The following is a 24,417-nucleotide window of genomic DNA, read 5'->3' on the forward strand; positions in this document are numbered from 1 at the left end:
TCTGGAGCGCAACGTGTCTGTTGACGATGAGGACACCCGCAAGGTCCAGACGGCCGTGGCCGGGAGGGCCGGCTCGGACGAGCCCGTCTTCATGCCGTTTGACGCGGAGGACTTCGACCAGTTCCTTGAGCACTATCCCGAGCGGAGCTTCTACTGCGGCATCCTTCTCGGTGGGTGCGGGAAAAGGCTTTCCGCCAAGCGGTACGTAGACAAGAAGTGCCACTTCGCCCACCATCCGCCTGTGCACTGCAAGCGAACGGCCAACAGCGAGAGCAGCGCCGACCACCTCTACATTGGCAAGGCACTCCAACTGTGGTTCGCACAACAGGGGCAGCGGGGTGTCAATCCGTCCTACCGGCCGAGCGGTCACCAGGTGGGGGAGGCGGTGGACCTTGTGTACTCCGCCGGGCGCAACGTCCTCCGGGTTCAGATGTCGAGACGCTCGAAAGTGGAATGGGAGGCGGCGGACAGTGAGCTTGCTGGCCTCCGCGAGCAAGTGGAGTGGCTGTTCGGGCCGGACAGTATGGTCGCGAATTGGCAGATGGAGCGTCTTGGATACGCACTTCGGGTTCAGTGCAGGACCGTTGGTACCACCAGGTCTGTGGAGATCGGGACTCAGTTTCCGAACAAGCCGGTCGAGTGGACGACCCTTTCGGAGTGTCGGCTCTCCGAGCGTGGGATCACAACGCCCAGCTTGACGGAGATGCATCGCGGTGTCAGCGGAGAGTTTCAGCGCGCGGATAGACCGACTTACTCCGCTGCCCCGGTCGCGTTCCCCCTCGCCGCCAAGACCGTCGCGTTCACGGGAGCGGTGCGAGCAGTAGAATCTCCGGTTTCCGCTGTGGAAGCCCGGATTATCTATCACGCCGATGTGCAACCAATCGGGTCCTCAGTTGTGCGGGCGCAACTTTCCTTGCCGGCCGATGCTCCTGTTCCCGAGTACCAGCGGGTCTACCTCCTCCAGGGGGCCGTTCTTTCGTCACTCGCGCTGCCCGACAAGCCCGACGTGAAGTGGCTTATCTCAGCGGACGGCATACGCTTGATTGAGAAGGCAGCGGCTGCCATGTGGCAGGGGCTGAGTTCACATCCCGCCGCCTCGAAGACGAAACCGCCGAAGGACCGGGCTATTGCGACGACCACGCCGGCGCGACATGCAGCTGATGTCCTGGGGGTCTTGGCAGCAGTAATCGATCAAACTTCCCTTGCGCTTGATCAAGAGGACATGGACTCAGTCAGACAGGGTGCGAGGGAGTTGGAGCGCTTGCTTGGCACCGAGTTGCCGAGAACGGACGCGTTGCGCGCACGGCAGAAGCTCCAGGAGTGCGAAGCCTGGATCGCCGAGCGCCGTGACGCAGACGAGCAACGGGCATCAGAAAGCCTCACCTCGTGCTTGGACTGGCTTGATACGGAGGGGGACTGTCTGGCTGTTCAAGAGTTGCGTAGGCGGATACGCGAGGTGGAGGACCTGTCCGAAGAGGCCGGAGATCATTTCTGGCTGGAACAGGAAGAACGGCTGGAGCAGTGGCAGGCCCGGCTCACGGTCGAGCTCAATCGTCCGTCCCGGCACGAGATCCGCGTTCTTGGGTCCATTGTGCGGCGGGCTCTAGAACTCGTCGTGCAAAGCAAGCAGGTGCTCAGCTGGGAACAGCTCGCTGAGTGGGCAGAGCCGAAGCTGGCGGCGCTGTTGCCGGAAGACAAGCTTGCGGTCCTTGTGGAGGCGGACCGGGAAACTCCAGAATCCCGCCCCCTGCTGTCAGCGATTGTGGTCGAGTCAAACAGACAGCGACCTGACCCCGCGTACTGGGATGTCCTCTTCGAGCTTGAGCGCGAAGTGCCCCACGAGACGGTGAAAAGGCGCAATTGGAGGTCAGTTCTCGAGGCGCACGGCATCGTGTAATGAGTGCACGGCTGACGAGTGGCGGATGCTCCGCTCAACCACCCGCCACGAACCGCACGAACCTCGCCCACTCCTCACGGCTGACCGTTAGACACGGGCCACTCGCGTCCTTGGAGTCTCTTACGCGGACGCTCTCCGCGGTGATGGCGACCTCCACGCAGTCGTCCCCCTGCGTGCCGCTGTGGCTGGACTTGAACCAGGCGGGCTCCGTCGCGGTCATAGCTCTCCTCGCAGTAGCTCAAGGAAGGCCCGGGATTCCTGGGGACTCAGGGCCTGCGAGCGCAGTGTGTCATAGCGCTGTTGCAGCAGGCGAACATCTTTCGGGTCGGTGATGAGCCGCCCGTTCTGTTGACCCTCGGAGTAAGCGCATCTCCGGCCGTCAACGGTTTCCAACAGTCGCACCGGCCCGTCCAGGCACGCATGTACCTCGGAGTCGATCGGCACGACCTGGAGCATGACATTGCGCCGCCCCGACTCCTCCAGTACGTGGTCGTACAAGCCCCGCGTCACCTCCGCTCCGCCGAGCCGGCGCCGGAGGACGGACTCCTCCACGATGAAGCTGAACGGGACGTTCGACCGCTCTCGCAGCATGGCCTGCCGCTCCAGGCGGGCGGCCACCTGCGCCTCCAACTGCTCGTCCGTCAGCAGCGGGATGCTGTTGGCGAAAACCGCCCGCACGTACCCCTCTGACTGCAGGAGTCCGGGCATCAGCCTGCACTCGTACGTGCACAGGCTCACCGCCACCCGCTCCAGCCGGGCCCAGTGCCGGAACCAGGCCGCCAGCCCGGGTTCGCCCCGCGACAGATGGGGTGCGGCACGGCGCAGGACGCCCGTGGCGCCCAGGGCTTCCTCCGCGCGCTCCACGAACGACGGATCGGGCATCCGCCGTCCCAGTTCCACCGACTCCACCGTGTGCCGGGAGAAGCAGACGCGCTCCGCGAACTCGGTTCGGCTCAGGCCCGCGTGTTCCCTGAGTGCCTGGACGACGGCTCCGAAGGTGCGCAGACTGCCGGAGCGGTCCGGCTCCCGCTCCCAGTCAGCGCCACCCCTCTCCAGGGCGTCCTCAGCCGTCATGCTCGAAACCTCCTGCCAGCCGCCCTGGTTGCGGAGATCCCGCTCGCCCAGGGTGTGGGACGCAGCGCGTACGGTCCACCGCCGGTGCTCGTACGCTCACTCAGCGTACGAGGTGTCGCGCTGGCCAGGCCGGGGAAGCGCCGCCACGGTGGTCTCATGACCGCCACCACACCCCATGTACCGCCCACCGTCGCAACCTTCGTCCAGCTTCTGCCGCCCAGCCGGCACGGGGCCCGGCTCGCCCGGCAGGCCGCGGCGGCGCGGCTGCGCTCATGGCCGATGCCCTCCGGCGTCGCCGACCGGGCCGAACAGGTCGTCGCCGAACTCGCCGCCAACGCCGCACTGCACGGACGGGTTCGAGGGCGTTCCTTCAGGATCGCCCTCGCGCTCGACTCCGCCGCGGGCATGCTCCGCATCGAGGTGAGCGATGCCCGTGGCGGCGATCTCCCCGAGCCTCGGTCCGTTCCGGCCGCGGAGGACGAGTCAGGGCGCGGACTGCTCCTGGTCGCCGCGCTCGCCGAGCGCTGGGGCACGCAGCGGTATCCGCCATCGGGCAAGACCGTCTGGGCCGAACTGCGCACCTGTTGAAGTCGTCGGGAGAGGGAGTGACAGACATGCGCGGGGCGCTCCCTGCCTCGGGTGCCTGCCGTCCAGGCCCACCGCGCGGGCGGCGCTCCGTCAGGCGACCGCCGCGGTCGTGGCGCAGTCCCGGCACAGCCCTGGGTGTTCGGCTCTGTGGGCGCGGTCGCAGGCGTCGCAGTTCTGCAGGGGGAGGACTCGTGGGCGTTGGGCATGAGGGGCGGGCAGTGGTGCCGCTTCGATGGGTTTGAGTTGTTGCAGGCGGTAGGCGATCAGCCCGGCGGGCCTTCGGAGGATCGGCCCGGGGAGGTCGGCGCTGAGGGTCGCCGCGATCCTGTCGGGAGCGATTCCGCGCCGCAGCCAGTTGTCCACGGCGGGTGCCAGCCGCGTGACGTCCCGCTCGGAGAGCAGCAACCGCGGGTCCTTGAGCCGCAGAGCGGCGAGCACGGCGACCGCTTCGGCGGTGGGCGGTGCCGTCGCCGGTGCGAGGCGGGGGATGGGCCGGGAGGCAGGCTGCGGCAACGGCTCCGGTGTGGGCTGCGGCTCGGGTGCCCGCGCGGGTTCCGGCTCCGGCGGCGTTTCGGATGGCACTGTGTTCCGCGGTTGGGGCCCGATCCGGCCGGTTGCGGGTGCGGCGGGGGAGGGGTCGTCGTAGACGTAGGTGCGGGTGCGGACCTGGCCGTTCGCCGCGCGCACCGGAACCCGTTCCAGGAAGCCCTCCGCCTCCAGTTCGTTCAGGGCGCGGGCCAGCCGCGTCTCGCCCTCGGTGAAGTGCTTGCGCAGCGCCTCGATGCTGACGGGCACCCCGTCCGGTACGGACATCAGGTAGGCCCCGACGCCGACGGTCACGGCGCTTCCGGGGCGCTGGGCGAGGCGGTTGGACAGGATCGTGAAGTTGGCCGTGAGGCGGCGTCGTACGTGGACGGCGCCGGTTGCCTTCCTGGGTGGTCAGGCCTCGGCCGGGATCGCTAGTCCCTGCCGGGGCCGTTCGTCTGTGTGGGGTTGTTTGCCGCGACCATACCCCCACCTTCCGGCCCCGCGCCGCCAAGTCACCCCTACGGGTGACCGCTTGCTGGTGAGGTCGGTGGGGTGGGGGTTCCCGGTTCTTTTCTCACAGTCCTTGGTAGGTGTCACCCGGACCACCGGCCCCCGGCCGTCCACGGCCCGTCCCCGATCACCGGCCCCCGGACGGCGAGGTACCGGTCGTGCCGCGATCGGGTCGCCAACGGTGAGCCCGCCGGGGCCCTCTTGCCGATCCGACCAGGGCGGGGCGGAGCAGGGCGGCCCAGGCGGATCGCCGTCGCGTCGGGCACAGCGGCAAACGGGTCCAAGGGCGTCGCCAGACAGCATTACGTGCGGGCCCGCACGCAAGCGGGCCCTTACGGCGGTCAGTCGCGGACGTGCCGGATGCGGACGGAACGGCGCGTGCCCGAGCCGTCGGTGTACTCCACCGACAGGCCGGCCGCGTGCCACAACAGGGCGGCGCCGAGCTCCGTGAAGGGGCTGAGCGTCTGGGTGTCCGCCGAGGCAGGGCTCTGCGAGGTGATCTCGTACTCCTCGACGGCGTCGGCGCCCTCGAAGAGCAGCCCGACCAGGCGACCGGGCGCGACCAGCGGGCCACCGGCGGTGCGTGCCGCGGCGGGTACTGTTGCCAGGAAGCCGCGCAGGTGCAGGGCGCGGGTCTCGAGCTGCTCGCGCCGCTTCTCCCGGGTGCGTCGGTTGTCGGCGCGTACTCGGGGATCGGCGGAGGGATCCGCGACCACGGGTTGCCGTAGATCCTGCTGAATCTGCTCGAGCTCATTGCTGACGCGTTGCCGGGAGGCCGTGGCCAGCGCGGTCACCGGGAAGGTGACAGCGGGGCGCGGTTCGGTGGCGCGGGGCCGGCGCGAGGCGTCCATCGTGTTCCGGCGAGCCGAAGCGCCGCTTCCGGCACTGCTGTCGGAGGTCGGGCGTGCGGCGGGCTGCCGCTGTGCGGGGGCGCTCGGGCGGGTGGCGAGCGCGGGCTCGTCGCGCGGCCGGGGCGGGCGGGCTGAGGCCGATGTCCCGTTCGGCTCCGTCACGTCCTGCGCTGACCGCACCGAAGGTGTCGACGAGTGGACACGGTGCGCCGTGGTCCGAAGGGCCACCGCCCGCTCGACGGCATCCCGCAGCCGCCTCTCGGCACCGGTCCGGTCGCGGTACCAGTCGGTGCCCCAGATCCGGTGCAGCTCCCAGCCGAGGCCGCGCAGCACTCCTTCGCGCAGCCGGTCACGGTCCCGGGCGGCTTTGGAGGAGTGGTACATGGCCCCGTCGCACTCCACGCCCAGCGCGTACATCCCCGGGAGTTGCGGATGACGGATACCGAGATCGATCCGGTAGCCGGCGACACCGACCTGCGGCTGCACCTCGTAACCCCAGCCCCGCAGCGTCGCCAGCACCGACTCCTCGAACGGGCTCTCCGGCTGGGCGTCCGTGTCCACCGTTCCCTGGGAGAGCACGGAGGGACCGCTCTGGGCGTACCGCAGGTACCGGTGGAAGTGGCCGAGGCTCTTGCTGCTGGTCTCGCGCATCTCACCCGGGTCGAAGGAGGCCACCACCTCCACGCGGTAGCGGGCGCGGGTGGCGGCGACGTTGAGACGGCGCCAGCCGTCCGCCTTGTTCATGGGGCCGAAGTTCATGGAGAACTTGTTGTCGGCGTCGGGCCCGTAGCCGACAGACATGATCATCACGTCGCGCTCGTCGCCCTGCACCGTCTCGAGGTTCTTGACGAAGAACCCGTCCAGACGGTCCTCGGAGAAGCACTCGTCGAGGTCGGGCCGATCACGCCGCGCGGCGTCCACCGCGTCCTGGATCGCCGCGGCCTGCGACTGCGACAGGGCGACCACGCCCAGCGATCTGCCCTTGCGGGTGGTGAAGTGGTGGATCACCCGGCGAGCCACCTCTGCGGCCTCGCCCGGGTTGTTCCTGGCCGCCGACCCCGAACGGTAGACGCCCTCCGGCGCACGGAAGAAGGCGACCCCTACATCGGCTCCTTGGGCGTGCGCACCGGGGAAGGTGGTCATCGACTCGTCGTAGAACTCCCGGTTGCTGAACGCGATCAGGTCCTCGTGGCGGCTGCGGTAGTGCCAGCGCAGTGACAGGCTGGGCAGTAGTCCGCTCGCCTTGCACAGGTCCAGCACCGACTCGAACCGCTCGGGTAGCTCCCCGTCCTCGGCCTCCTCTTCATCGTCGCCGGTGGACGAGAAGAAGGCCGTGGGCGGCAGCTGCTTCTGGTCGCCCGCGACGATCAGGGCCCGGCCCCGGTAGATGCAGTTCATGGCGTCCTGCGGCAGCACCTGTGAGGCCTCGTCGAAGATCACGACGTCGAAGACCAGGTCCGGTGGGAGGAACCGGCTGACCGTCAGGGGGCTCATCATGAAGCACGGCTTGATCAGCCGCACCGTGTCCCGGGCAGCGTCGAGCAGCTGCCGCACCGGCTTGTGCCGGCTCTTCTTCTCGCCTTCGCGCTTGAGCAGCGCCGCACCCGGCTCAGCCGTGGTACGGGGGCGGCGTGCGTCGCAGGCCTTGACGACGCGCGCCCGAGCGTGGCCCGCGAGCCTCGCGTCCAGCTCCCGGAACCGCGCCACCAAGTCGTCCCGGTCAGCAGAGCGGGTGGTGCCCAGCCGCGGATCGCGGGCCAGTTGCAGGTCGGCCCAGGCCCGCAGGGCCGCCCGCTCGACCACCGGCGGGAAGGCCTCCGGAGCGACTCCACGGCGTACCGCACGGTCCACCAGATCGCCCAGGCGGAGGTCGTCGAGGACCCGCCGTCCCTTGTCGTACGCGCGCCACTCGTCCGGACCGCCACGATCCCCCTCGAGGGTCTCCAGGGCCGCCCATGCCGCAACCTGGCTCCGGCCGAACGCCTGTCGAAGCCTGGCTGCCCGCTCGGGACGGAACAGGTCTGACAGCGCCTCTGCTGCGCGGCGCCACTTCTGCTCAGCGGCCTCCAGCTCGGCATCGGGGCCGGCGTGGTAGAGGATCTCGGCGGCGGACGCGCTCAGCCCCTCCGCTGCGTCGAACCCGCAGGCCTTACGCAGTTCGGCGTTCCAGGCCAGAGCGGCGGCCAGGACGGATCCGCTCGTGGAGCGGCCCTCGTACAGATCACCGAGCAGGGCCCGGTCGCCGTCTGCCCCTGACTCGAACTCGGCCGCGGCCGCACGCGCCGCATGCACCTTGTGCACGGACGCACGGGCAGCGGCGAGGGTCCAGCTGCCCGGAGTCGTACCTGCCACGCCACCTGCGGCGGCAGTCTCCTCGACAATCCGGATCAGCCGCTCTGCCGCCCGCAGTGGGGCGACATGCGCACGGCTCCACGACGCGGCGGCCCGCAGGCTTCCCGACTCCAGCTCGTACGACGGTCCCGCTGCCGGCGGGAGCACCAGGGAATCCCGCCACGTGGTCAGTTGGGCGGCTGCCTCTTCCGCGGTGCGCCGCGCGGCCGGGCGAGGAGCGCCGCCGCAAGCCACTTCGCGAGCCAGCGATTCCGGGTTGAGCACCCGGGGAGCGAGATCGGCGATCTCGCCGGCCCGGGCGATGAGGGATTCCACGGCCGCGAAATCCGTGTCCTCGCCCCGCCAGTGCCGGCCGAGGGCCGGGGCGTGGCGGCCGGCTTCTTCGGTGAGGGCACGTTCGGCCTGCTGCCAGGCCACGGCAGCCGGGAGCGCGCCGATCACCGTCTTCGTGCACCTACCGCCTTCCGGGAGGAGGGTCCGGATCAGCCGCTTGTCGGCACGGCAGGCTGCGGACAGCCGCCCGGTAAAGGAGCGGTGGACGCTGGCGAACCGCTGCGCCACCTCCTCCAGCGTCTGCTCCCGCAGAACCGCGTCGGTGAAGACCGCCTCCGCCTTCTGCCGGGCGTCGCGCAGCCAGTTCACCGCCAGCCGCAGGGTCTGGGTGGCCGTTCGGGCATCGGCCAGGCCGGTACGGGAGAGCCATTCGGGCAGCGGTTTGCCCTCGTCCGGATGACCGGACAGGGCGGCAAGGCGGCCCAGGCGAAGAGCGTCGTCGCAGGACTCGGGGGCGGGCAGCCCGTACATCTGGGCGACGGCGGCCAGCGACTGGACCGCTTGCTCCAGGGCGGCGGCGTCCGCGTCCAGCCGGTCGGCGAGTGCGCGTGCGGCGTCGGAGGTGAGGGCCGTGAGGTCGATGGCCGGCGGAAGAAGAGAGGAGAGGGCCGCCTCCTCGAGGCCGGGCGCGGCGTCCGCAGAGTCCGGCAGCCGGTCCCAGGCCGAACCGAGTGCCTCCTCGGCCGGAAGCTGGGCCTGCTCGGCGGCGTCCCGCCGGGCCAGAAACCCGGTCACCGCGGCTGTCAGCCCCTCCCGATCGGCGGTCAGCCAATGCTGCGGCAGCGGTGGCCTGGCTCCGGCGGTGCGGAGCACCGTTGTCAGCCGCTCGGCATCGCGGACACCCTCCCAGCGCAGTTCCGCAAGCAGGTCCGCGTGGGGACGGAGGGTCGTGTCGAGTTGTACGAGGGTCTCGGACGCGAGATCCAGCGCCCGCAGCGGGTTCCCGGCATCCGTCAGCCCATACCAGGAGAACGCGGTGCCTTCCAGGGCCGGTCGCCACGACCGGCTGACCTGGAGAGCGGCTGTGGTCGCCCGGTCGAGGCTCTCGGCGGTGAGAGCCGCGGTGTCGAAAGCACCGTCCGCGGGCAGCGCGTGAGTACTGTCCAGCAGCGCGATCCGTCCCAGGGCGTCGTGCAGGGACATACCGAGCCCCGGCCGGGGCTCGTTCATCGCCGCGGCGTAACCGGAGAGCTCCTCGCGCAGTTCGCGGGCGCGGCCGAGATCCGCCCGGCTACCGCCCGACACGGCGCGGCGCGGGGCTTCCAACGCGCGTCCCAGCTCCTGGGCCACCTGCTTGCGTCCCGCACTGTTGCTGTGCAGCGCGAGTACGTAGTCGTCGAGGCCGACGTCGCCGAGGCGGTTGCGGACCACGTCCAGAGCTGCGGCCTTCTCGCTGACGAACAGCACGGTGCGGCCCTGCTCCAGCAGGCCCGCGATCATGTTGGTGATGGTCTGGCTCTTGCCCGTGCCCGGGGGCCCGTCCATCACGAAGCTGCGGCCCTCGACCGCCGCGGCGACGCACTGGCGCTGGGAGGAATCGGCGTCCAGCACCAAGGGTGCCTGCTCAGGCGGCTGGATGGCGTCGATGCGCTCGGCGTCCGCGGCCTCGAAGGCGAAAGTCCGGGGAGAGACCCCGGAATCGGCGCCGAGGCCGACCGCACGGACCAGGGTGCTGCCCAGCACCCGGCTCGCGTTGTCCAGGAGGTCCCGGTACATCACCTCCTTGCTGGAGTTGAAGGTGTCCAGCACGATCCGGTTGGAGACTTCCCAACCGCGGGTATCGGCCACCGCGCGCCGGACCCGGGCGATCAACGACGGGATGTCGCCTGGTTCCACCTGCTCCGTGCGCGGCCAGTCGATGCCGAGCTCGCCCATCTTGATGCCGAGGGCGGGGTTGAGGACCGCCTCCTCATCGGTGTTGAGCTTGATGACGTACGAGTCGCCGCGGCGGCGTTCCAGCACGACCGGAACCATGACCAGCGGGGAGCTGAAACCCTTCTCCGCGGACGGTGCCGGCTTCCAGTCGAGAAAACCCACTCCTAGGTTCAAGACCCACAGGCCGTAGTCGTTGTACTTCTCGCGTGCGACCGAGGCGAGTCGGCGCAGATGCCGGTCCTGGTCGGCCTGGGTGGCCTTGGACGTGGTGAGGCTGACGGTGGGCCGGCTATTGCCGATCCCGGCGCGGGAAGCGGGGGTGTCGATAGGGCGACCGGCAGCAGAAGGAGCCACTTGAGGTGCGACCCTCGACTCACCGTCGATCAGGGGCGTTTCCTCGCCGTCGGGGTGTGCCTCCCGCACCGGAGTGAAGACGCACCCACGGGCCAGCCCTTCCAGAACGGTGAGCAGACCGGGCTCGACGACGTCCATGCCGACGGATGAGGACCGCCGCTGGTAGTTGAGCAGCCGGTTACGGAAACTCAGATCGATGAGGGAATCCCGCCAGGACCCCAGCAGCTTCTCCAAGCGCACGCGTTCCGACGGGGCCATCGGGCGTTGGGGGCTGGTCATTCAGTGCGGCTCCGTTCACTTTGCTGGTGGCTCATTACCGCATGGCGACGCGGTCGGAAACCAGGGCTGACGCCGGCCCCATGGTTCTCGTCGTAGTACTCGGGGCGCCCGGTCCAGCTTTGAAGGGACCGCCACTGTTCGTGCTCGGCGTTGGCGTGCTCGCCCGACGGGGCTGACCGCGTACCCCCGCAACACCTGAATCCGGTTGAGGAGGTGCCGCTGGCCCTTCGGTTCGACTCGCCTCTGGTCTTCGGGCCGGCCGTCGCTGCGCTGCCGTATGGTGCGGCACGGCGCAGGCTGCCAGGGGAGCTGTTGAGGGAGCGTGGAAGGGCTCGGAGCGCCCGAGCGGGCAGATGCGTCGGTCAGGGTCTGCTACGAGTCCTTCCCATGCATCCAGGCCATGGTGTCCAGGACGCGCAGCACGGTGATGTCGTCTCCGATGCCCGCCAGGTCGCGGACGGTCTCGAGGTGACGGACCAGCTTTCGGTCGTCCGCGCGCAGCGCCGCGCGAACGTCGGTCCAGAAACTCAGGTCGTTGCCAGGACGCAGGAAGACTCGCTTGATCACCGAGTCGTACACGGGGAGAAGGCGTGGCCGCTTGCGGGCCAGCAACTTTCCCGCCCCGACCGGGCCGATGTCATCGATCTCGCGCAGTTGCTCCCACAGCTGCCAGGCGGGCCCGTCCTTGGCGATGATGTCCGGTTTCGCGTCCACGAGTTCGATGGTGGTGGGCAGTTGCTCGAGCAGATCCCCGTAACGCTCCTCGGCCGACGGCTCGACCAACCGCAGCGCCGCCCGCGCAGGGAGGGTGACGCTGAGCGTCGACACGGCCAGCACGTCGTCCGCGGTGAAGCGGTCGGCTACGGAGGGCTTGTCTCCGCCGCCGGCCAGGCGCTCGAAGCGTGAACCGGTATAGCGCGGTGAGCCGTCCGGATGCCGGCCCCAGTAACGGCGCAGCAGCTGCGTTGCGCATGCTTCGTCCCAGAGGCAAGGCGGGACGTGCAGGGTCATGTCCGCTCCAAGGATGAACTGATGCCGATCGCCTTCGCCCTCATCACCCGACTCCTGCGGGCGCGGCGGGACGCATGCGGTCGTGGTCGGAGAGGGCCCGGCGCGTTCGCTCGACGACATCGGCGCGACGGCCCCTGGAGGAGGCGACGGCCAGGTCGATCACCAGTCGCACGCGGGCACCCTCGGTGGCTGAGTAGGCGACGCCCGAAGGCTTCTGGCGGTTGCTGACCGACATCATGGTCTGGCTCGTGCTCTGCTGGTGCTCGTGTGAGAGCCACTTGTCGTACGCCCACTCGCGCCGCTTGCCCGCACCGTCGAACAGCACCCGGCGGTCGGTGATCACCATCTCCCCGTGCCCGGTCCGTTCGGTGAAGCTCACCCCTTGGCGGGTCCGGGCTTCCACGAGGGACGCAGGCGCGACCAGCAGCACCCGCTCCCCGGCGCGGCGGCGGCCCCATCTGAAGCCTGCACCGCTGATCTCCTCGCCCTGGAGGTTCTCGGCCAGCGCTCGCAGATCGGCCAGTTCGTCGCGTCGTCGCTGCCACTCGGTCAGTCGACGTGCGTGGTCCTGTTGAGCCTGGCGGAGGCGCACTTGTCGCCGCTCCTCCTCACGGGCCTGACGTTCGGCCGCCACCCGCGCGGCGCGCTCCACGGCCTGCACGCGGGCGCGCTCCCGGCGCCGGGCGTTCCACACGATCAAGCGCCTACGGTGCCGCCACAACAGCCAGGCCGCGACCGCGAGGACGCCGACGAACACGAGCAGTCCCACCAGAGCCCTGACCAGTTGGCCGGTGGTCAACTGGTCCGAGATCTCGAGCCTGAGTTCCCGCCGGGTCGTGTTGCCGTAGGGATCCCGAGCGGTCACCACCAGTGGACGGCTGCCGGCCGGCAGCGCGGCGCGCAGTACCTGGTGCCTGGTTCGCAGGGTGAAGTTCCGCTCGGCGCCTGCACCGGTCACCCGGATCCGGGCTCCCGGTTCGCCGGCCACAGTGATCACGGCCTCGCCGAACCGTGCCCGGTCGGTGTCGTACGTCACCGCCAGTGGCGGCGGTGCTGTGTCGACCGTGAACGCCGCTGTCCTCGCCTCGCCGTGGCGCCCGAAGGCATCGGTGAGGACGATGCCCGCTCCTTCGCCATAGACGCGGTCGGGCAGCCGTACCGCGAAGGCGGTCCGGCCCGAGTCGTCCAAGGTGAAGGGTTGCACCGTGTCACCGACCGCCAGCTTCCCCCGGCTCCCGCGCGGGCCCGTCAGCTCGAAACGGGATGACGCCTCGTTCGCGGCGCTGACACGGCGCACCGACGGTGTCAGCTTGTCCAGGGAGACCTTCACACTGCCGTGCGTGCGTGTCTCGTTCCCGGCCTTGTCGCGAACGGTCGCGTTGACACGGTACGTGCCGTCCGGCAGCCACAGCTCACCGGTGACCTTGCCGTCGGCTCCGACGGTTCCAGCCAAGTGATCCTTGCGGCCGGCGATTGTGATGTCGTACGCCGCATCCGCCTCGGCGGAGAACGACAGCGTCACCGAGCCGCTCACCGCATCGGCCGCCGGAGCGGACACACCGCCCACCTTCGGCTTGTCGGCGTCCACGCTCACGGTGAACTCGCCGCTGGCGTCGCTCTCGTTTCCCGCCGCGTCGATGGCGACGACTCGGTAGCTGTGCTCGCCGCTCTTCGCGGTGAACGACACGCGCTGCGGTGAGCCGATCGCTGTCGCCTTGTGGACGACCCGCTCGTCGTCGTCGCGGACCTCGATGCGGGAACCGCGTTCTGCGCTCACGGTCGCGGTCACGACACCGCCCGCCCCGGCCGCGGCCTTCTTCACCTTAGGGGCGGACGGGGCCTCGTAGTCGCTGCTCGTCGTCTCTGTGGTACCGGGCGTGTCGGCCGATCCGCCGCAATAGGTCGAGTAGCCGAGGTCGCCGCACACGTACGAGCCGCTGTCGGATGGGCAGGAGTGCCAGCGGTGGCAGCCGTCGCGGTGGGCCTCGGCCGGTGTCGCGGTTCCCCACACCGCGACCAGGGCCAGCAACAGGGCCGCTACCTGCGTCAGGGCATGCTTGAAGGATGTATGTGTTCTCACGAAAACTGGTCCCCCCAGTTTCACGGCGGCATATCGCTCACCGGAGCCGGGAGCATGGCATATAGCGAGGCTTGCGGGCAAGCTACACGCATGACCGAATTGCTTCCCGGCCGGGGCTTGATGACCTGGCAGGACCTGTGGAGGCCTGGGAACCCTGTACTTCGACACGGCCAGAGCACTCGTTAGAGTCCACCCGTGGACTGGACGCAACGTGTGCGAAACCTGCGGCAGTGGTCGCAGAACGGGGAGCGGGCGCCGCACAAGCCGCTGCTGATGCTGTACGCACTCGGGCGGTTCCAGCGGGACGCGGGGGTGCCGCTGCGCTACAGCGACATCGAGCTCGAACTGGCCCATTTGCTGCGTGAGTACGGTCCCCCTCGCCGCACGAATCCCGCGTACCCCTTTCACCACCTCGTCAATGACGGTGTCTGGGAGGTGCGGACTAACGTCGGGATGGGCAGTCCGGGGACCGGGGTGCGCGTTCTGCGCGAGAGCGGGGCGGAGGGGCGGCTGGTGCCGGGACTGCGGGCGGCACTGGCCGCCGACCCGGGGCTGCTCGGGCGACTGGCACATCTGCTGCTCGAGGAGCACTTCCCGCCCTCGCTGCACGCGGAGATCGCGGCGGACGTGGGTCTGGACCTCGAAGCCCGAAGCGCGGAGGAGATCTTCGATATCCCGCGCCCCCGGCGGCGCGGCGCGGAGATGCGGGAGCGGGTGCTCGTCGCCTATGAGTACCAGTGCGCTTTCTGCGGCTACGACGGAGCGATCGGGCGCGCTCCGGTCGGACTGGAAGCGGCCCATGTGAAGTGGTGGGCGTTCCAGGGCCCCGACGAAGTCTCCAACGCGCTGTGCCTGTGTTCCTTGCACCACAAACTCTTCGACAAGGGGGTGCTCGGCCTGGACCCGGCCCGCCGGATCACGGTGTCCCGGGAGTTCACCGGGCACAGCCCGTCCGCCCAGACGCAAGTGATCGCCCTGGCCGGTCGGCCGGTACTCGGCCCGCAGCCCGGCAGCGCGCCGGTCGCCGCCGAGCACATCGAGTGGCACACCTCGCAGGTCTTCCGCGGTGAGCCGCGCGCTGCCGTGGCGAACTGACGGTAACCGCTGCAGGCACCCGTGCGGGTCCCGGGGGACCCGCACGGTGCTTTCGGCCCCGCGTCGTGTAGGGCGCCCGGCGGCACGTTTGCCTCGTCAATGGGACGTTATGGATTGTTCCGCCAACAGACTCTGCGTGCGGAGACCGGTGGCCCGCGGGCTCGCAACCGCGGCGCGCAGCGTCGTGAGCCGACCGGCCTGCACGCAGTCCCGCGGCTGTCGTACCACGACGTGGGCTGCATTCCGTACGGCAACGTCGTCGGCGATACCTGCCCTCGATCTGACGAGCTGCCTCACCTGAGGAGGGGGACCGACGTGATCCCCGTGGACCGTGGTCGCCGCGCGGATATGGTCAGCACACATCGGTACGGGGAGTTCTCAGGCATCAGACCGAGGAGCAATGGTGAGCGACGAGCACGGCCGGCTGCCCGAGCAGGTGGCATACCCGGAGTTCTTTCTGCGCCTACCCGGCGGCGGTCCCATGGCCAGGGGGCGCCTGCTGGCGGAGAAGGGAACCAACGGCAGCCAGAAGTTCGTGGTCCTCGCGCATTCGCCGGCCCGGCCCGACGTGGTGCCCTCCTTCCCCCTGCGTATGCCGTCCTCCTACCGGCTGCGGCAGCGGCTGATCGACGAGGGCGCGATCCGGGAGTCGGCGACGTGGCGGGGCTGGCTGGAGACGGTGCGGGACATCGAGTGCAACTCACCGTCGGCCGCTGCCGAGATCCTGGTCGGGCGCAGCGCCAACGGATGGGTGGAGTGGAGGACCGACGACGGGCACCCGCTCGCTGACTTCCTCAACGACACGGTGTGGGGACCGAACCGGGCGTGGCTGGTCCGTGGTTCCAATGTCTCCGGCCTGGACCTCGTCCAGCGGCTGTGGCTTCCCGAGCAGCGGGTGACGCTCGCGGCGTCCCGGCTGCGGCAGGGGGTCGAGCAGGGCGTGAGCAAGGACCGGCTGCGCTCCCTGATCGAGGAGGACTACGCCTCGTCGGCCACCTACAACCACAAGGTCGAGCTGGTCGAGGCCCTCCACGCCTTCCTGTCCCGCATGCGGCCGGGGGACACCGTGTGCACCATCTCCGGCGGGAGGCTCTACGTCGGGGAGGTCACCGGCTCAGCGGAGCAGACGGCTTCGGACGGCGGCCGCTCCAATCTGCGTCGGCCGGTCGAGTGGCAGGCCCGGGGATTCTCCTACGACGAGCTTCCCGAGGAGCTCCAGCAGAAGCTCTCGATCCAGCACGACGTGGTGGACCTGACCGTCGTCAAGCCGCTCCTCGACGGTCTCGGGCTGTCCGACGCCGAACTGGCCGCCGAGGCGGAGGCCGCCGCCGACGAGGGCGCCGTGAGCGCCGAGATCGCCGCTATCACCGAACGCCGGCGGGAGCTCGAACTGCCGGAGCCGGACGAAGCCCTGGCGTCCGAGCTGCTGGTGCACGACGTGGCGTGGCTGCGCGAGCTGCGCGATCTGCTCTGGGACGAGCGGCAGCTGGTGCTGTACGGGCCGCCGGGCACCGGCAAGACCTATCTCGCGCTCGAACTCGCGCAGTTCCTCGGCGGCGGCCCCGAGCAGGTCAAGCTGGTGCAGTTCCACCCCTCCTACGCCTACGAGGACTTCTTCGAGGGCTTCCGGCCCAGAGAGGACCCCGAAACCCGGAAGGTGGACTTCCGGCTCACCGCCGGGCCGCTGCGCGAGCTGGCCGACCTCGCCTCCCGCGAGGGCAACGGCCACATCCCGCACTTCCTCATCATCGACGAGATCAACCGGGCCAACCTGGCGAAGGTCTTCGGCGAGCTGTACTTCCTGCTGGAGTACCGCAATAAGTCCGTGCGGCTCACCTACTCCGGTGACGACTTCGCCCTCCCGCCGAACCTCTTCGTCATCGGCACGATGAACACCGCCGACCGCTCCATCGCCCTCGTGGACGCCGCCATGCGCCGCCGCTTCGCCTTCGTGGAGCTGTCGCCGCGCACCGAGCCCACCAGCGGGCTGCTGCGGCGTTGGCTCGCCCGGCGCGGCACGGACCCGGAGCCGGCCGACCTCCTCGACGCCCTCAACGCCCGCATCGACGACCCGGACTTCCGCATAGGCCCGTCGTACCTGATGAAGAAGGGCGTGTACCGGGACGGCGGACTGGAGCGTACGTGGCGGACGAAGATCCTCCCGCTACTCGAAGAGCATCACTACGGGGACGGCATCGACGTCCGCGCCCGCTACGGCCTGGAATCGCTCCGCAAGGCGGTCGCCGACCCCGGCGTTGCGCCGTGAGCACGCTTCACCTGGTCGAACACGCCCCGGCCCTGTCCTGCCCGCTTCCGCACGCGGTCGGGCAGGCAGTCGCCGCCTCGGGAATCGTCGACGCGACGCCTGATCCCCACGTGCCCGGGCACTGGCGGCTGCGTGCCGGGAGCATGGTCGGTGCCGTCGCCCTGACGGTTCCCGGCGAGGGCAGCGTCACCCTCCGCGTCACGCCCAAGGTGCCGATCGCCCGCCTGTTCTTCCTGCTCGGCTACACGTTGTCCCCGAACCGGGCGCCGTACGACGAAGACGTCGACGTCGCCGAGCAGTCCGAGGTGCTCCCGGCCTTCGCCCACGCCTTCGAGCGGCAACTCGCCCGCGCGCTCGCCCAGGGCCTCGTCCAGGGGTACCGGACGACCGAGGAGAGCGCTCTGGTCGTCCGCGGCCGCGTCAGGGAGGCGGAGCAGATCCGACGGCACTTCGGCGCCACGCTGCCCGTCGAGATCGTGTACGACGAGTACACCACCGACACCGCGGAGAACCGCATCCTGCGCGCCGCCGCCGAGCGGCTGCTGCGCCTGCCGGGCGTCACCGCGCCGGTGCGGCGCCGGCTTGCCCATCACCGGGCGCGTCTGGCCCACGCGAGCCCCCTCGTACGAGGCCAGGCGCTGCCGGTGTGGCGGCCCACCCGGCTCAACGCCCGCTACCACGGGGCGCTGAGGCTCGCCGAGGCGCTCCTGCGCGGCGCCTCGGCCGAGCACGGGGCCGGGCCGCTGCGCGTCGACGGCTTTCTTTTCGACATGAACAAGGTCTTCGAGGACTTCGTGTGCACGGCGCTGCGCGAAGCGCTGATCCCGCACGGCGGCCGCGCCGAACTTCAGGCCAAGGGCGTCCACCTCGACCAGGACAACGCCGTACGCATGAGGCCGGACCTCGTCTGGTACGCCGGGGCCGCGGGGGCCGGGCCCCTCGCGGTGGTGGACGCCAAGTACAAGGCGGAGAAGCGGGACGGCTATCCCGACGCGGACCTGTACCAGATGCTCGCCTACTGCACTGCCCTCGGGCTGTCCGAAGGACACCTCGTGTACGCCAAGGGCAATGAGCCGCACGCCGCCCACCGCATCCGCAACGCGCCCGTCACCATCCACCAGCACGCCCTGGACCTGGACCAGCCACCCGCGAAGCTGTTGGCGGAGATACGCGGCTTGGCCGATCAACTGGCCAGCAGGGCCGTATGATCAGCAGATTCGTCAGATCGGCCCGAAGGAGCCCGTCCCGTGCCTCAGCTCGCACTCGCGCACACGCTCTGGGACGGCTACGACGCCCTGGACAAGCAGCTCAGGGCCGGCGTGCGCAAAGCGATGGCCAAATTCCAGCAGCTCACGGTCGCCGAGTTGCACGCGGACAAGGGCCTGCACCTGGAGTCGGTCGAGAACGCCCGCGACTCCCGCATGCGGACCATCCGGATCAACGACTTCTGGCGCGGTGTCGTGCTCGCCCCTGACGACGGGAGCGACGTCTTCCTGCTCGTCAAGATCGTCCCGCATGACGACGCGTACACCTGGGCGGCCAAGCGGCTCTACACCGTGAACACCGCGACCCGCGGTCTCGAAGTGCGCAATGTCGTCGCCATCGAGCAACTGACCCCGGCGCTGGAGAAGGCCGCGAACGAGGCACCTTCCCTGCTCTTCGCGGCGCACTCGGACACCGTCCTGCGCGAGCTCGGTATCGACGAGCAGGTGCTGCGGGCCGTCCGGACCATCATGGACCGCACCCAGCTCGACGCCTTCGGCACCCTCCTTCCCGAGGACCAGTTCGAGGTGCTGACCTTCCTCGCGGAGGGAATCAGCGCGGAGGACGTCTACCGAGAGGTCGTCGCGATACGCCGGCCCGCCCACGCCTCGCCGGAGCCGACCGAGGATCTCGCGGCCGCCATCGCCAACACCAGCAGCCGCATCACGCTGATCACCGAGCCCGACGAGCTCGCCGAGATCCTGGAGAAGCCCTTCGCCGCCTGGCGGGTCTTCCTCCACCCCTCGCAGCGGCGCGTGGCCTACCGCGTCTCCTACAACGGCCCGGCGCAGGTCAGCGGAGGACCGGGTACGGGCAAGACCGTCGTGGCCCTGCACCGGGTGAAGCACCTGCTCTCCCGCGATCCGGACACCAGGATCCTGCTCACCACCTACACCAACGCCCTCGCGGCGGCTCTGCGCGAGAACCTCGCGCTGCTCCTGGACGACGAGGACCAGCTGGGCCGCGTGGACGTCACCACGGTCAACGCCTACGCCCACCGCGTCGTGCGGGACCTCGGCGGCCGGGCACCCTCGCCGATCGGGGACCAGGACGAGCGTCGGGTCTGGCAGAAGGTGATCAAGCAGTTGGGCCTGCCGTGGACGGAACAGTTCATGGCGCAGGAGTACCGGCACGTCATCCTGGGGCAGGACCTCCGCACGGAATCGGAGTATCTGGCGGCGCCCCGCCGCGGAAGGGGAACGGCCCTCGGGCCGATGAAAAGGGTCCAGCTCTGGCGGGGCGTCGAGGCGTTCCTGTCGGCGCTGAAGGCGAAGGGCGTCAGCACGCACCTCCAGGTCTGCGCCGAGGCGGCACGTCTGATGCGAGAGACCGAAAGCCCCGCCCACCGGTACGCCCACGTGGTCGTCGACGAGGCGCAGGACCTCCATCCGGCACAGTGGCGGGTGCTGAGGGCGGCCGTGGAGGCGGGCTCCGACGACCTGTTCATCACGGGGGACCCGCATCAGCGCATCTACGACGCACACGTCTCGCTGGCCTCGCTCGGCATCTCCGTCGCGGGCCGGTCCAGCCGGCTGCGGATCAACTACCGCAGCACCGAGGAGATCCTGCTCTGGTCCACCGGCGTCCTGCGTGATGCCGAGGTGGAGAGCCTGGCCGGGGACGGCGGCGACAACCTCACCGGCTATCGGTCCCTGCTGCACGGCAGAAAGCCTCATGTCGACGGCCACGCGAGCGAGCAGGCCGAGGTGACCGCGCTGGTGGAGCGCGTCCAAGAGTGGCTGGGGCAGGGCATCCGGCCAGCGGAGATCGCGGTGTGCACGCGCTTCAACCTGCTGCTCGACAAGGTCGCGAGCAGGCTCGAGGCGGCGGGCGTCGCCACGGTCCGGGTGAAGGACAATCCCGCGAACACCACGGACGGCGTGCGCCTGGCGACGATGCACGCCATGAAGGGGCTCGAATTCCGGTGTGTCGCTGTAGTCGGTGTGACGGCGACGGCCGTCCCCTTCGCCCGTGAGATCACTCCGGTGGAGGTCGACCGGTTGCAGCACGCGTCGGACGTCCTGCGGGAGCGGTGCGTGCTGTTCGTGGCCTGCACACGGGCGCGTGAGGCGCTGCACGTGTCCTGGAGCGGGGCGGGGAGCCCGTTCCTGCCGGCCGTCTGATCGGGACGTTCAGTCCTCGGCCGGGGGAGGGGCGAGCGCGCCGCTGGTCAGCCCGTCCCGGGCGAGGGAAGCGGCCCTCTCGCCCAGCTTGGCCAGCTCTCTGATCCGCTCCTCGAATGCGGCGAATTCCCGGAAGACCGCCCCGTAGCGGCGCTGCTCGTGGATCGCCATCTGGGGGATGCGGGATCCTCGCACGTCGGCGCGGAAGGTCCCGCTCGCGCTGGTGGAACGGCGGGTGTTGGCCGCGCTGCGCAGGAAGCCGTTGAGGTAGTCGGTGTCGAGCTGGTCGCTCGTCGAGACGGCGCCCTCGTCCGAGGCGTCTACCAGGCCCGCGCGCGCGAGGTCGGAGACTGTGATGGTCGCTCCATCGAAGGAGTGCCGTCCCGATCCCGGCGGCAGGGCGGGCAGCCGGTCGAGCAGTGATGTCAGCTGTTCGACCGCGGCGCGCGCGGCTTCGTACTCTCTCGCGTAGTCGGTTCCGATGGCAGCGATGTGCACGGCGGGAGTCAGATCAACCGTTTCATCAAGGAGATCGATCCGGGGAACGTCGATCAACTGTGAGCTCTGAGGGTCGAATGCGTCGTTCGGGTCGTTGGCCGTCAGGTCGATCATGCGCACGGTCTCCGCCGCGTGGTCGGGACTCACGGGCCGTGTGACAAGCCATAGATGGACGGGCAGCGCGTGAGAGGCGGCCACACCCGGGGGCAGCGCCACAACTTGTGTGAGCAGCCCCCGGCGGACGAGCTCCGCGCGAATCCTCCGGCCGGCTTTGCGGTAGGCGACGGAGGGCGGCATGACCATCACGACACGGCCGCCCGGAGCTGTGTGCGCGTAGGCGTGTTGAAGCCAGGCGAGTTCGCTCTCTGCGCGCGACGGGACACCGAGTTCCCACCGTGGGTCGATGAGGAGATCCTCGCGGCCCCAGTCGGCGATACCCACAGGCGGATCGCACACGACCAAGTCTGCCTTGAGACCTTCGTAATGATCTGACCTCAGCGAATCCCCGGTGCTGACCGCCACGTCGCGCAGCCCGGAGAGAGAGGCCCGCAGCTGGGCAAAGCGTGTGCTCGTGGGGTCGATGTCCTGCCCGAAGAGAGCGCGTGTCTCCGCAGCGAAGGCGAACAGCAGAGAACCGATTCCGCAGGCCGGATCGAGGACGGTGGAGACATCGTTGGGCGGATCGGCGAAGTGGCGGATGGCCCGGACGAGACGCGTCGAAGTGACGCCGTCGGCGCCGGTGCGGCTCGTTGACTCGGCGTGACGTGTGGTCAGGTTTGCCAGGAGCTCTGCAGGAGTGAGCTCGTTCGTGGTCACGTCGTCGACGAGGGCCCGCAGCGCGGAATCCGTTCCGGTGCCGCGCTTCTTGGCCGACGTAGCGTCCTTGAGCGTCTCCGCCACCACGGTGAGGCCACGGGTCATGTTGTCGCCGTACACGCCGCGAAGGTGCTGCCAGACGAGCACTTCGCCGGACACCTGCCGACCCTTGCGCTGCTTGTCCAGCCACGCCTGGACCTCGGTGAGGGAGAAGAGAGGGCTGCTGGTGCTGCCGGTGGCCGGCGTGGGGAAGTCGTCATGGCGTCGACGCCAGTTGGATACCGCGGCGCGCGTAACACCCGCCATGCGCCCGATCTCGGCGGCGGTGACGAGGGCCTCTGCGTTGGGGCGCGCGGCATCCTTCATGCGCGCCATGGTACACGGAGCGCCGCCCACGGCGCCGTAGCTATGTGTTTGCTATGTAAACAAACCCTGCGTGACGGCCGTGTCGCGACCTGTGGCGTCGGACGTCAGGGGGTCTCGGCGCGCGACGGGAGCAGCCCACCGCCGGTCAGACCCGCGGTCAGGGCGTCAGCAGTCCTCTGGGCGAGTTCGACGGTCCGGCGGGCGGCGGTGCGCAGGTCGTGTACGCGGCGGAAGGCGACTCCGTACCGCTGTTGTTCTTCCAGCGACAGCAGCGGTACACGCAGCCGTCCCGGCTGCACGTGAACCGTGGTGCTCCCGGTGGAGGCCCCGGCGACGTTGTCCTCCGCCTCCAGAAAACCCATGACGAACCAGGGGTCGAGGCGTGCCGGGTCGGGCCGCAGCACGAATACCGAGCGGCCCGGCACGGCTCCCGCGTCCGCCTCGTCGGCGACCCGGGCCATGGAGCCCTGTCCTCCGGGGATCGCGCGGACCAGGACGTCTCCTTCCTCAATGAGGGGTGCGGTTTCGACGGTCAAGTCGTCGAGCCCTGCTGATGCGCGTTCGCTGTGCGCGATGTCGGCGCCTGTGAGCACCGGCCGATCGGCGTTGGCGGCGCGCCATTTGGCGAGGGAGCCTTCCTTGGTCTGCGGCGTCGCGCGCAGGATCTCCAGGGCACCGCCGCGCACGAGGTCGGACACGGTGGCCGTGCGCCACTCACGTGTTGAGTCCCCAGCCGGTTCCCCGACATCATGACCTGCCGCCTCCGCCAACGAGGCAATATGGCGTGTCAGCTGCTCACGATGCCTGGCGACGAGACGCGCGACCTCTGCCGGATCGACGTCTGCTGGCGCGGCGCGCACTTGACGGGCGGGCGTGAGGTCGACGAGGTCGCCCAGGAGATCGATGACCGGCACGGCGCGGGCGACGCCGGGCTCTTCACGGACCGAGTCCGGCGCGGCGCGGAAGGCCGTCCAGTGGTCGAGGATCCGCTTGGAGAGATCGTCCCAGTCTGGCGCGGCTCGTCGTGACCGTTGCCGGGACGAACTCGCCGGGTCCTCCCGGCCGCCGCTCAGGTCCATGAAGAGCACGGACTTGCGCTCTGCGCCGCCTGGCTCCGGACGTTGCAGCACCCAGATCTGGAGCCCGATGTGCAGGGGCGCGGCCGCTCCGGCCGGCAGGCCCACCACGGCGCGCAGGGTCCCGGCGCGGACGAGTTCGGCGCGCACGCGGCGGCCCGAGGCGCGGGCGGCCGTGGCGGGCGGCAGCAGGAGCACGGCGTATCCGCCGGGCACCAGGTGGGCCAAGGCATGCTGTACCCAGGCGAGTTCGGATTCCGCGCGTGGTGGGACGCCGTATGCCCAGCGGGGATCATAGGCGAGTTCGTCCTGCCCCCAGTCGCGATCACCGTACGGCGGATTGCACAGCACGCCGTCGGCGGCGGTGCCCTGGTAAGCGTCACTCCGGAGACTGTCGCCGGTCGATACGGAAACCTGCGCGTCCGGCGCCGACAGCAGCAAACGGACGGCGGTGCGCTGGGCCTGCACCTCCAGCGCGTCCTGCCCGTACAGCTCCCGCGCCCCCTGGGCGGCGGCCGTTTCCAGCAGCGTGCCACTGCCGCAGGCGGGGTCGAGTACGCGGATGGAGTCCGCGGGCAGCAGACGAGCCATGAGAACGGCCAGCTCGGCCGGTGTCTGATAGGTGCCGGAGGCGGTGCTCTCCTCCAGCTCCCGCTCGGCCAGTACGTCCAGCGCGGCCCGCGGGCCGGCGTCCCGCACACAACGCAGGAGCGCGCGAAGAGCCGGGGCGTCGTCGGGCGGGAAGTGAACGGTCGCGGTGAGTGCGGCGGCCCCCGCGAGTGCCGCGACAGCGGAATCGGCCTGGGTGCCGAGTTCGGGGTCCGAAAGGCCGGTGAGCGCGGACAGCTCTTCCGGGGAGCGGCGGGCAGCGGCAAGGACCATGGGCAGCAGCCGGGTCGCGATGCCGGCGCCGTGCAGGCGCAGGAGCGTGCGCAGTTCCTCGGCCGGGGTCGCGGCGGCCGAATGGCCGCGTGCCTGCAGCCAGGCGCGCACGGCCTCCAAGTCGTACAGGGGGCTGGCCTCGGTGCCCCCGGCGGGGGAGGGGAAGTCTTCGTGGCGGCGTCGCCAGTTGCTGACGGTGGCACGGGTCACTCCCGCGATGCGGGAGATCTCGGCGGCGGTCACTAGGGCTGACGGCTGCGACATGGCTGCTTCCTGGTCCTCTCGGTACCGGACCGCAAC

The 24,417-nt window shown here is 70.0% G+C and carries 14 protein-coding genes; 6 read left to right on the forward strand and 8 right to left on the reverse strand.

Features of this window, described 5'->3' with window-relative positions:
- The first annotated feature begins 13 nt into the window (after nucleotides 1–13).
- Nucleotides 14–1,897, forward strand: coding sequence for a hypothetical protein (locus PV342_RS21165; protein WP_500318355.1), 1,884 nt, complete (start codon nucleotides 14–16; stop codon nucleotides 1,895–1,897).
- Nucleotides 1,898–1,931: 34 nt separating this feature from the next.
- Here the strand turns inward: PV342_RS21165 and PV342_RS21170 are convergent, their stop codons facing one another.
- Entirely contained in the window at nucleotides 1,932–2,117 is a 186-nt protein-coding gene (locus PV342_RS21170) for a DUF397 domain-containing protein (RefSeq protein ID WP_500318356.1), read from the reverse strand.
- The gene (locus tag PV342_RS21175) at nucleotides 2,114–2,971 is read right to left on the reverse strand and encodes a helix-turn-helix domain-containing protein (RefSeq protein ID WP_500318357.1); all 858 of its coding nucleotides are present in this window, start codon (nucleotides 2,969–2,971) and stop codon (nucleotides 2,114–2,116) included. Before PV342_RS21175 ends, PV342_RS21170 begins: the two co-directional genes overlap by 4 nt.
- A 156-nt stretch (nucleotides 2,972–3,127) precedes the next feature.
- Between PV342_RS21175 and PV342_RS21180 the strand changes: the two genes are divergently transcribed.
- Nucleotides 3,128–3,559, forward strand: a complete 432-nt coding sequence (locus PV342_RS21180) for an ATP-binding protein (RefSeq protein WP_500318358.1) — start codon at nucleotides 3,128–3,130, stop codon at nucleotides 3,557–3,559.
- A gap of 90 nt (nucleotides 3,560–3,649) precedes the next feature.
- Here the strand turns inward: PV342_RS21180 and PV342_RS21185 are convergent, their stop codons facing one another.
- The 4 genes from PV342_RS21185 to PV342_RS21200 all read right to left on the reverse strand — a co-directional run bounded on the left by PV342_RS21185 (nucleotide 3,650) and on the right by PV342_RS21200 (nucleotide 13,756).
- Nucleotides 3,650–4,399, reverse strand: coding sequence for a translation initiation factor IF-2 (locus PV342_RS21185; protein ID WP_500318359.1), 750 nt, complete (start codon nucleotides 4,397–4,399; stop codon nucleotides 3,650–3,652).
- A gap of 539 nt (nucleotides 4,400–4,938) precedes the next feature.
- Complete coding sequence (locus tag PV342_RS21190; RefSeq protein WP_500318360.1) at nucleotides 4,939–10,641, reverse strand: PDDEXK-like endonuclease domain-containing protein; 5,703 nt, start codon at nucleotides 10,639–10,641, stop codon at nucleotides 4,939–4,941.
- A 372-nt stretch (nucleotides 10,642–11,013) separates the two neighbouring features.
- Nucleotides 11,014–11,652, reverse strand: a complete 639-nt coding sequence (locus PV342_RS21195; RefSeq protein ID WP_500318361.1) for a DUF6308 family protein — start codon at nucleotides 11,650–11,652, stop codon at nucleotides 11,014–11,016.
- 43 nt (nucleotides 11,653–11,695) lie between these two features.
- Nucleotides 11,696–13,756 carry a hypothetical protein gene (locus PV342_RS21200; protein WP_500318362.1) on the reverse strand — a complete coding sequence of 687 codons (2,061 nt, stop codon included), beginning with the start codon at nucleotides 13,754–13,756 and terminating at the stop codon, nucleotides 11,696–11,698.
- Nucleotides 13,757–13,927: 171 nt separating this feature from the next.
- Between PV342_RS21200 and PV342_RS21205 the strand changes: the two genes are divergently transcribed.
- The 4 genes from PV342_RS21205 (at nucleotide 13,928) to PV342_RS21220 (ending at nucleotide 20,479) form a co-directional block, all read left to right on the forward strand.
- Nucleotides 13,928–14,827 (forward strand): phosphorothioated DNA-binding restriction endonuclease, encoded by a 900-nt coding sequence (locus tag PV342_RS21205; RefSeq protein WP_500318363.1) that lies wholly within the window; start codon nucleotides 13,928–13,930, stop codon nucleotides 14,825–14,827.
- A 481-nt stretch (nucleotides 14,828–15,308) separates the two neighbouring features.
- A complete protein-coding gene (locus PV342_RS21210; protein WP_500318448.1) occupies nucleotides 15,309–17,093 on the forward strand; it encodes a DUF4357 domain-containing protein in 1,785 nt (594 codons plus the stop codon).
- A complete protein-coding gene (locus PV342_RS21215) occupies nucleotides 17,090–18,301 on the forward strand; it encodes an McrC family protein (RefSeq protein WP_500318364.1) in 1,212 nt (403 codons plus the stop codon). The genes PV342_RS21210 and PV342_RS21215 overlap by 4 nt, the downstream gene beginning before the upstream one ends.
- A 39-nt stretch (nucleotides 18,302–18,340) precedes the next feature.
- Nucleotides 18,341–20,479, forward strand: a complete 2,139-nt coding sequence (locus tag PV342_RS21220) for a UvrD-helicase domain-containing protein (protein WP_500318365.1) — start codon at nucleotides 18,341–18,343, stop codon at nucleotides 20,477–20,479.
- Nucleotides 20,480–20,488: 9 nt separating this feature from the next.
- On the opposite strand, the gene PV342_RS21225 is transcribed toward PV342_RS21220, so the two are convergent.
- Complete coding sequence (locus PV342_RS21225) at nucleotides 20,489–22,159, reverse strand: N-6 DNA methylase (protein WP_500318366.1); 1,671 nt, start codon at nucleotides 22,157–22,159, stop codon at nucleotides 20,489–20,491.
- A 104-nt stretch (nucleotides 22,160–22,263) separates the two neighbouring features.
- The gene (locus tag PV342_RS21230; RefSeq protein ID WP_500318367.1) at nucleotides 22,264–24,381 is read right to left on the reverse strand and encodes an N-6 DNA methylase; all 2,118 of its coding nucleotides are present in this window, start codon (nucleotides 24,379–24,381) and stop codon (nucleotides 22,264–22,266) included.
- Between the last annotated feature and the right edge of the window lie 36 nt (nucleotides 24,382–24,417).

Source organism: Streptomyces sp. PA03-3a, from assembly GCF_033792735.1.
Lineage (GTDB): Bacteria > Actinomycetota > Actinomycetes > Streptomycetales > Streptomycetaceae > Actinacidiphila.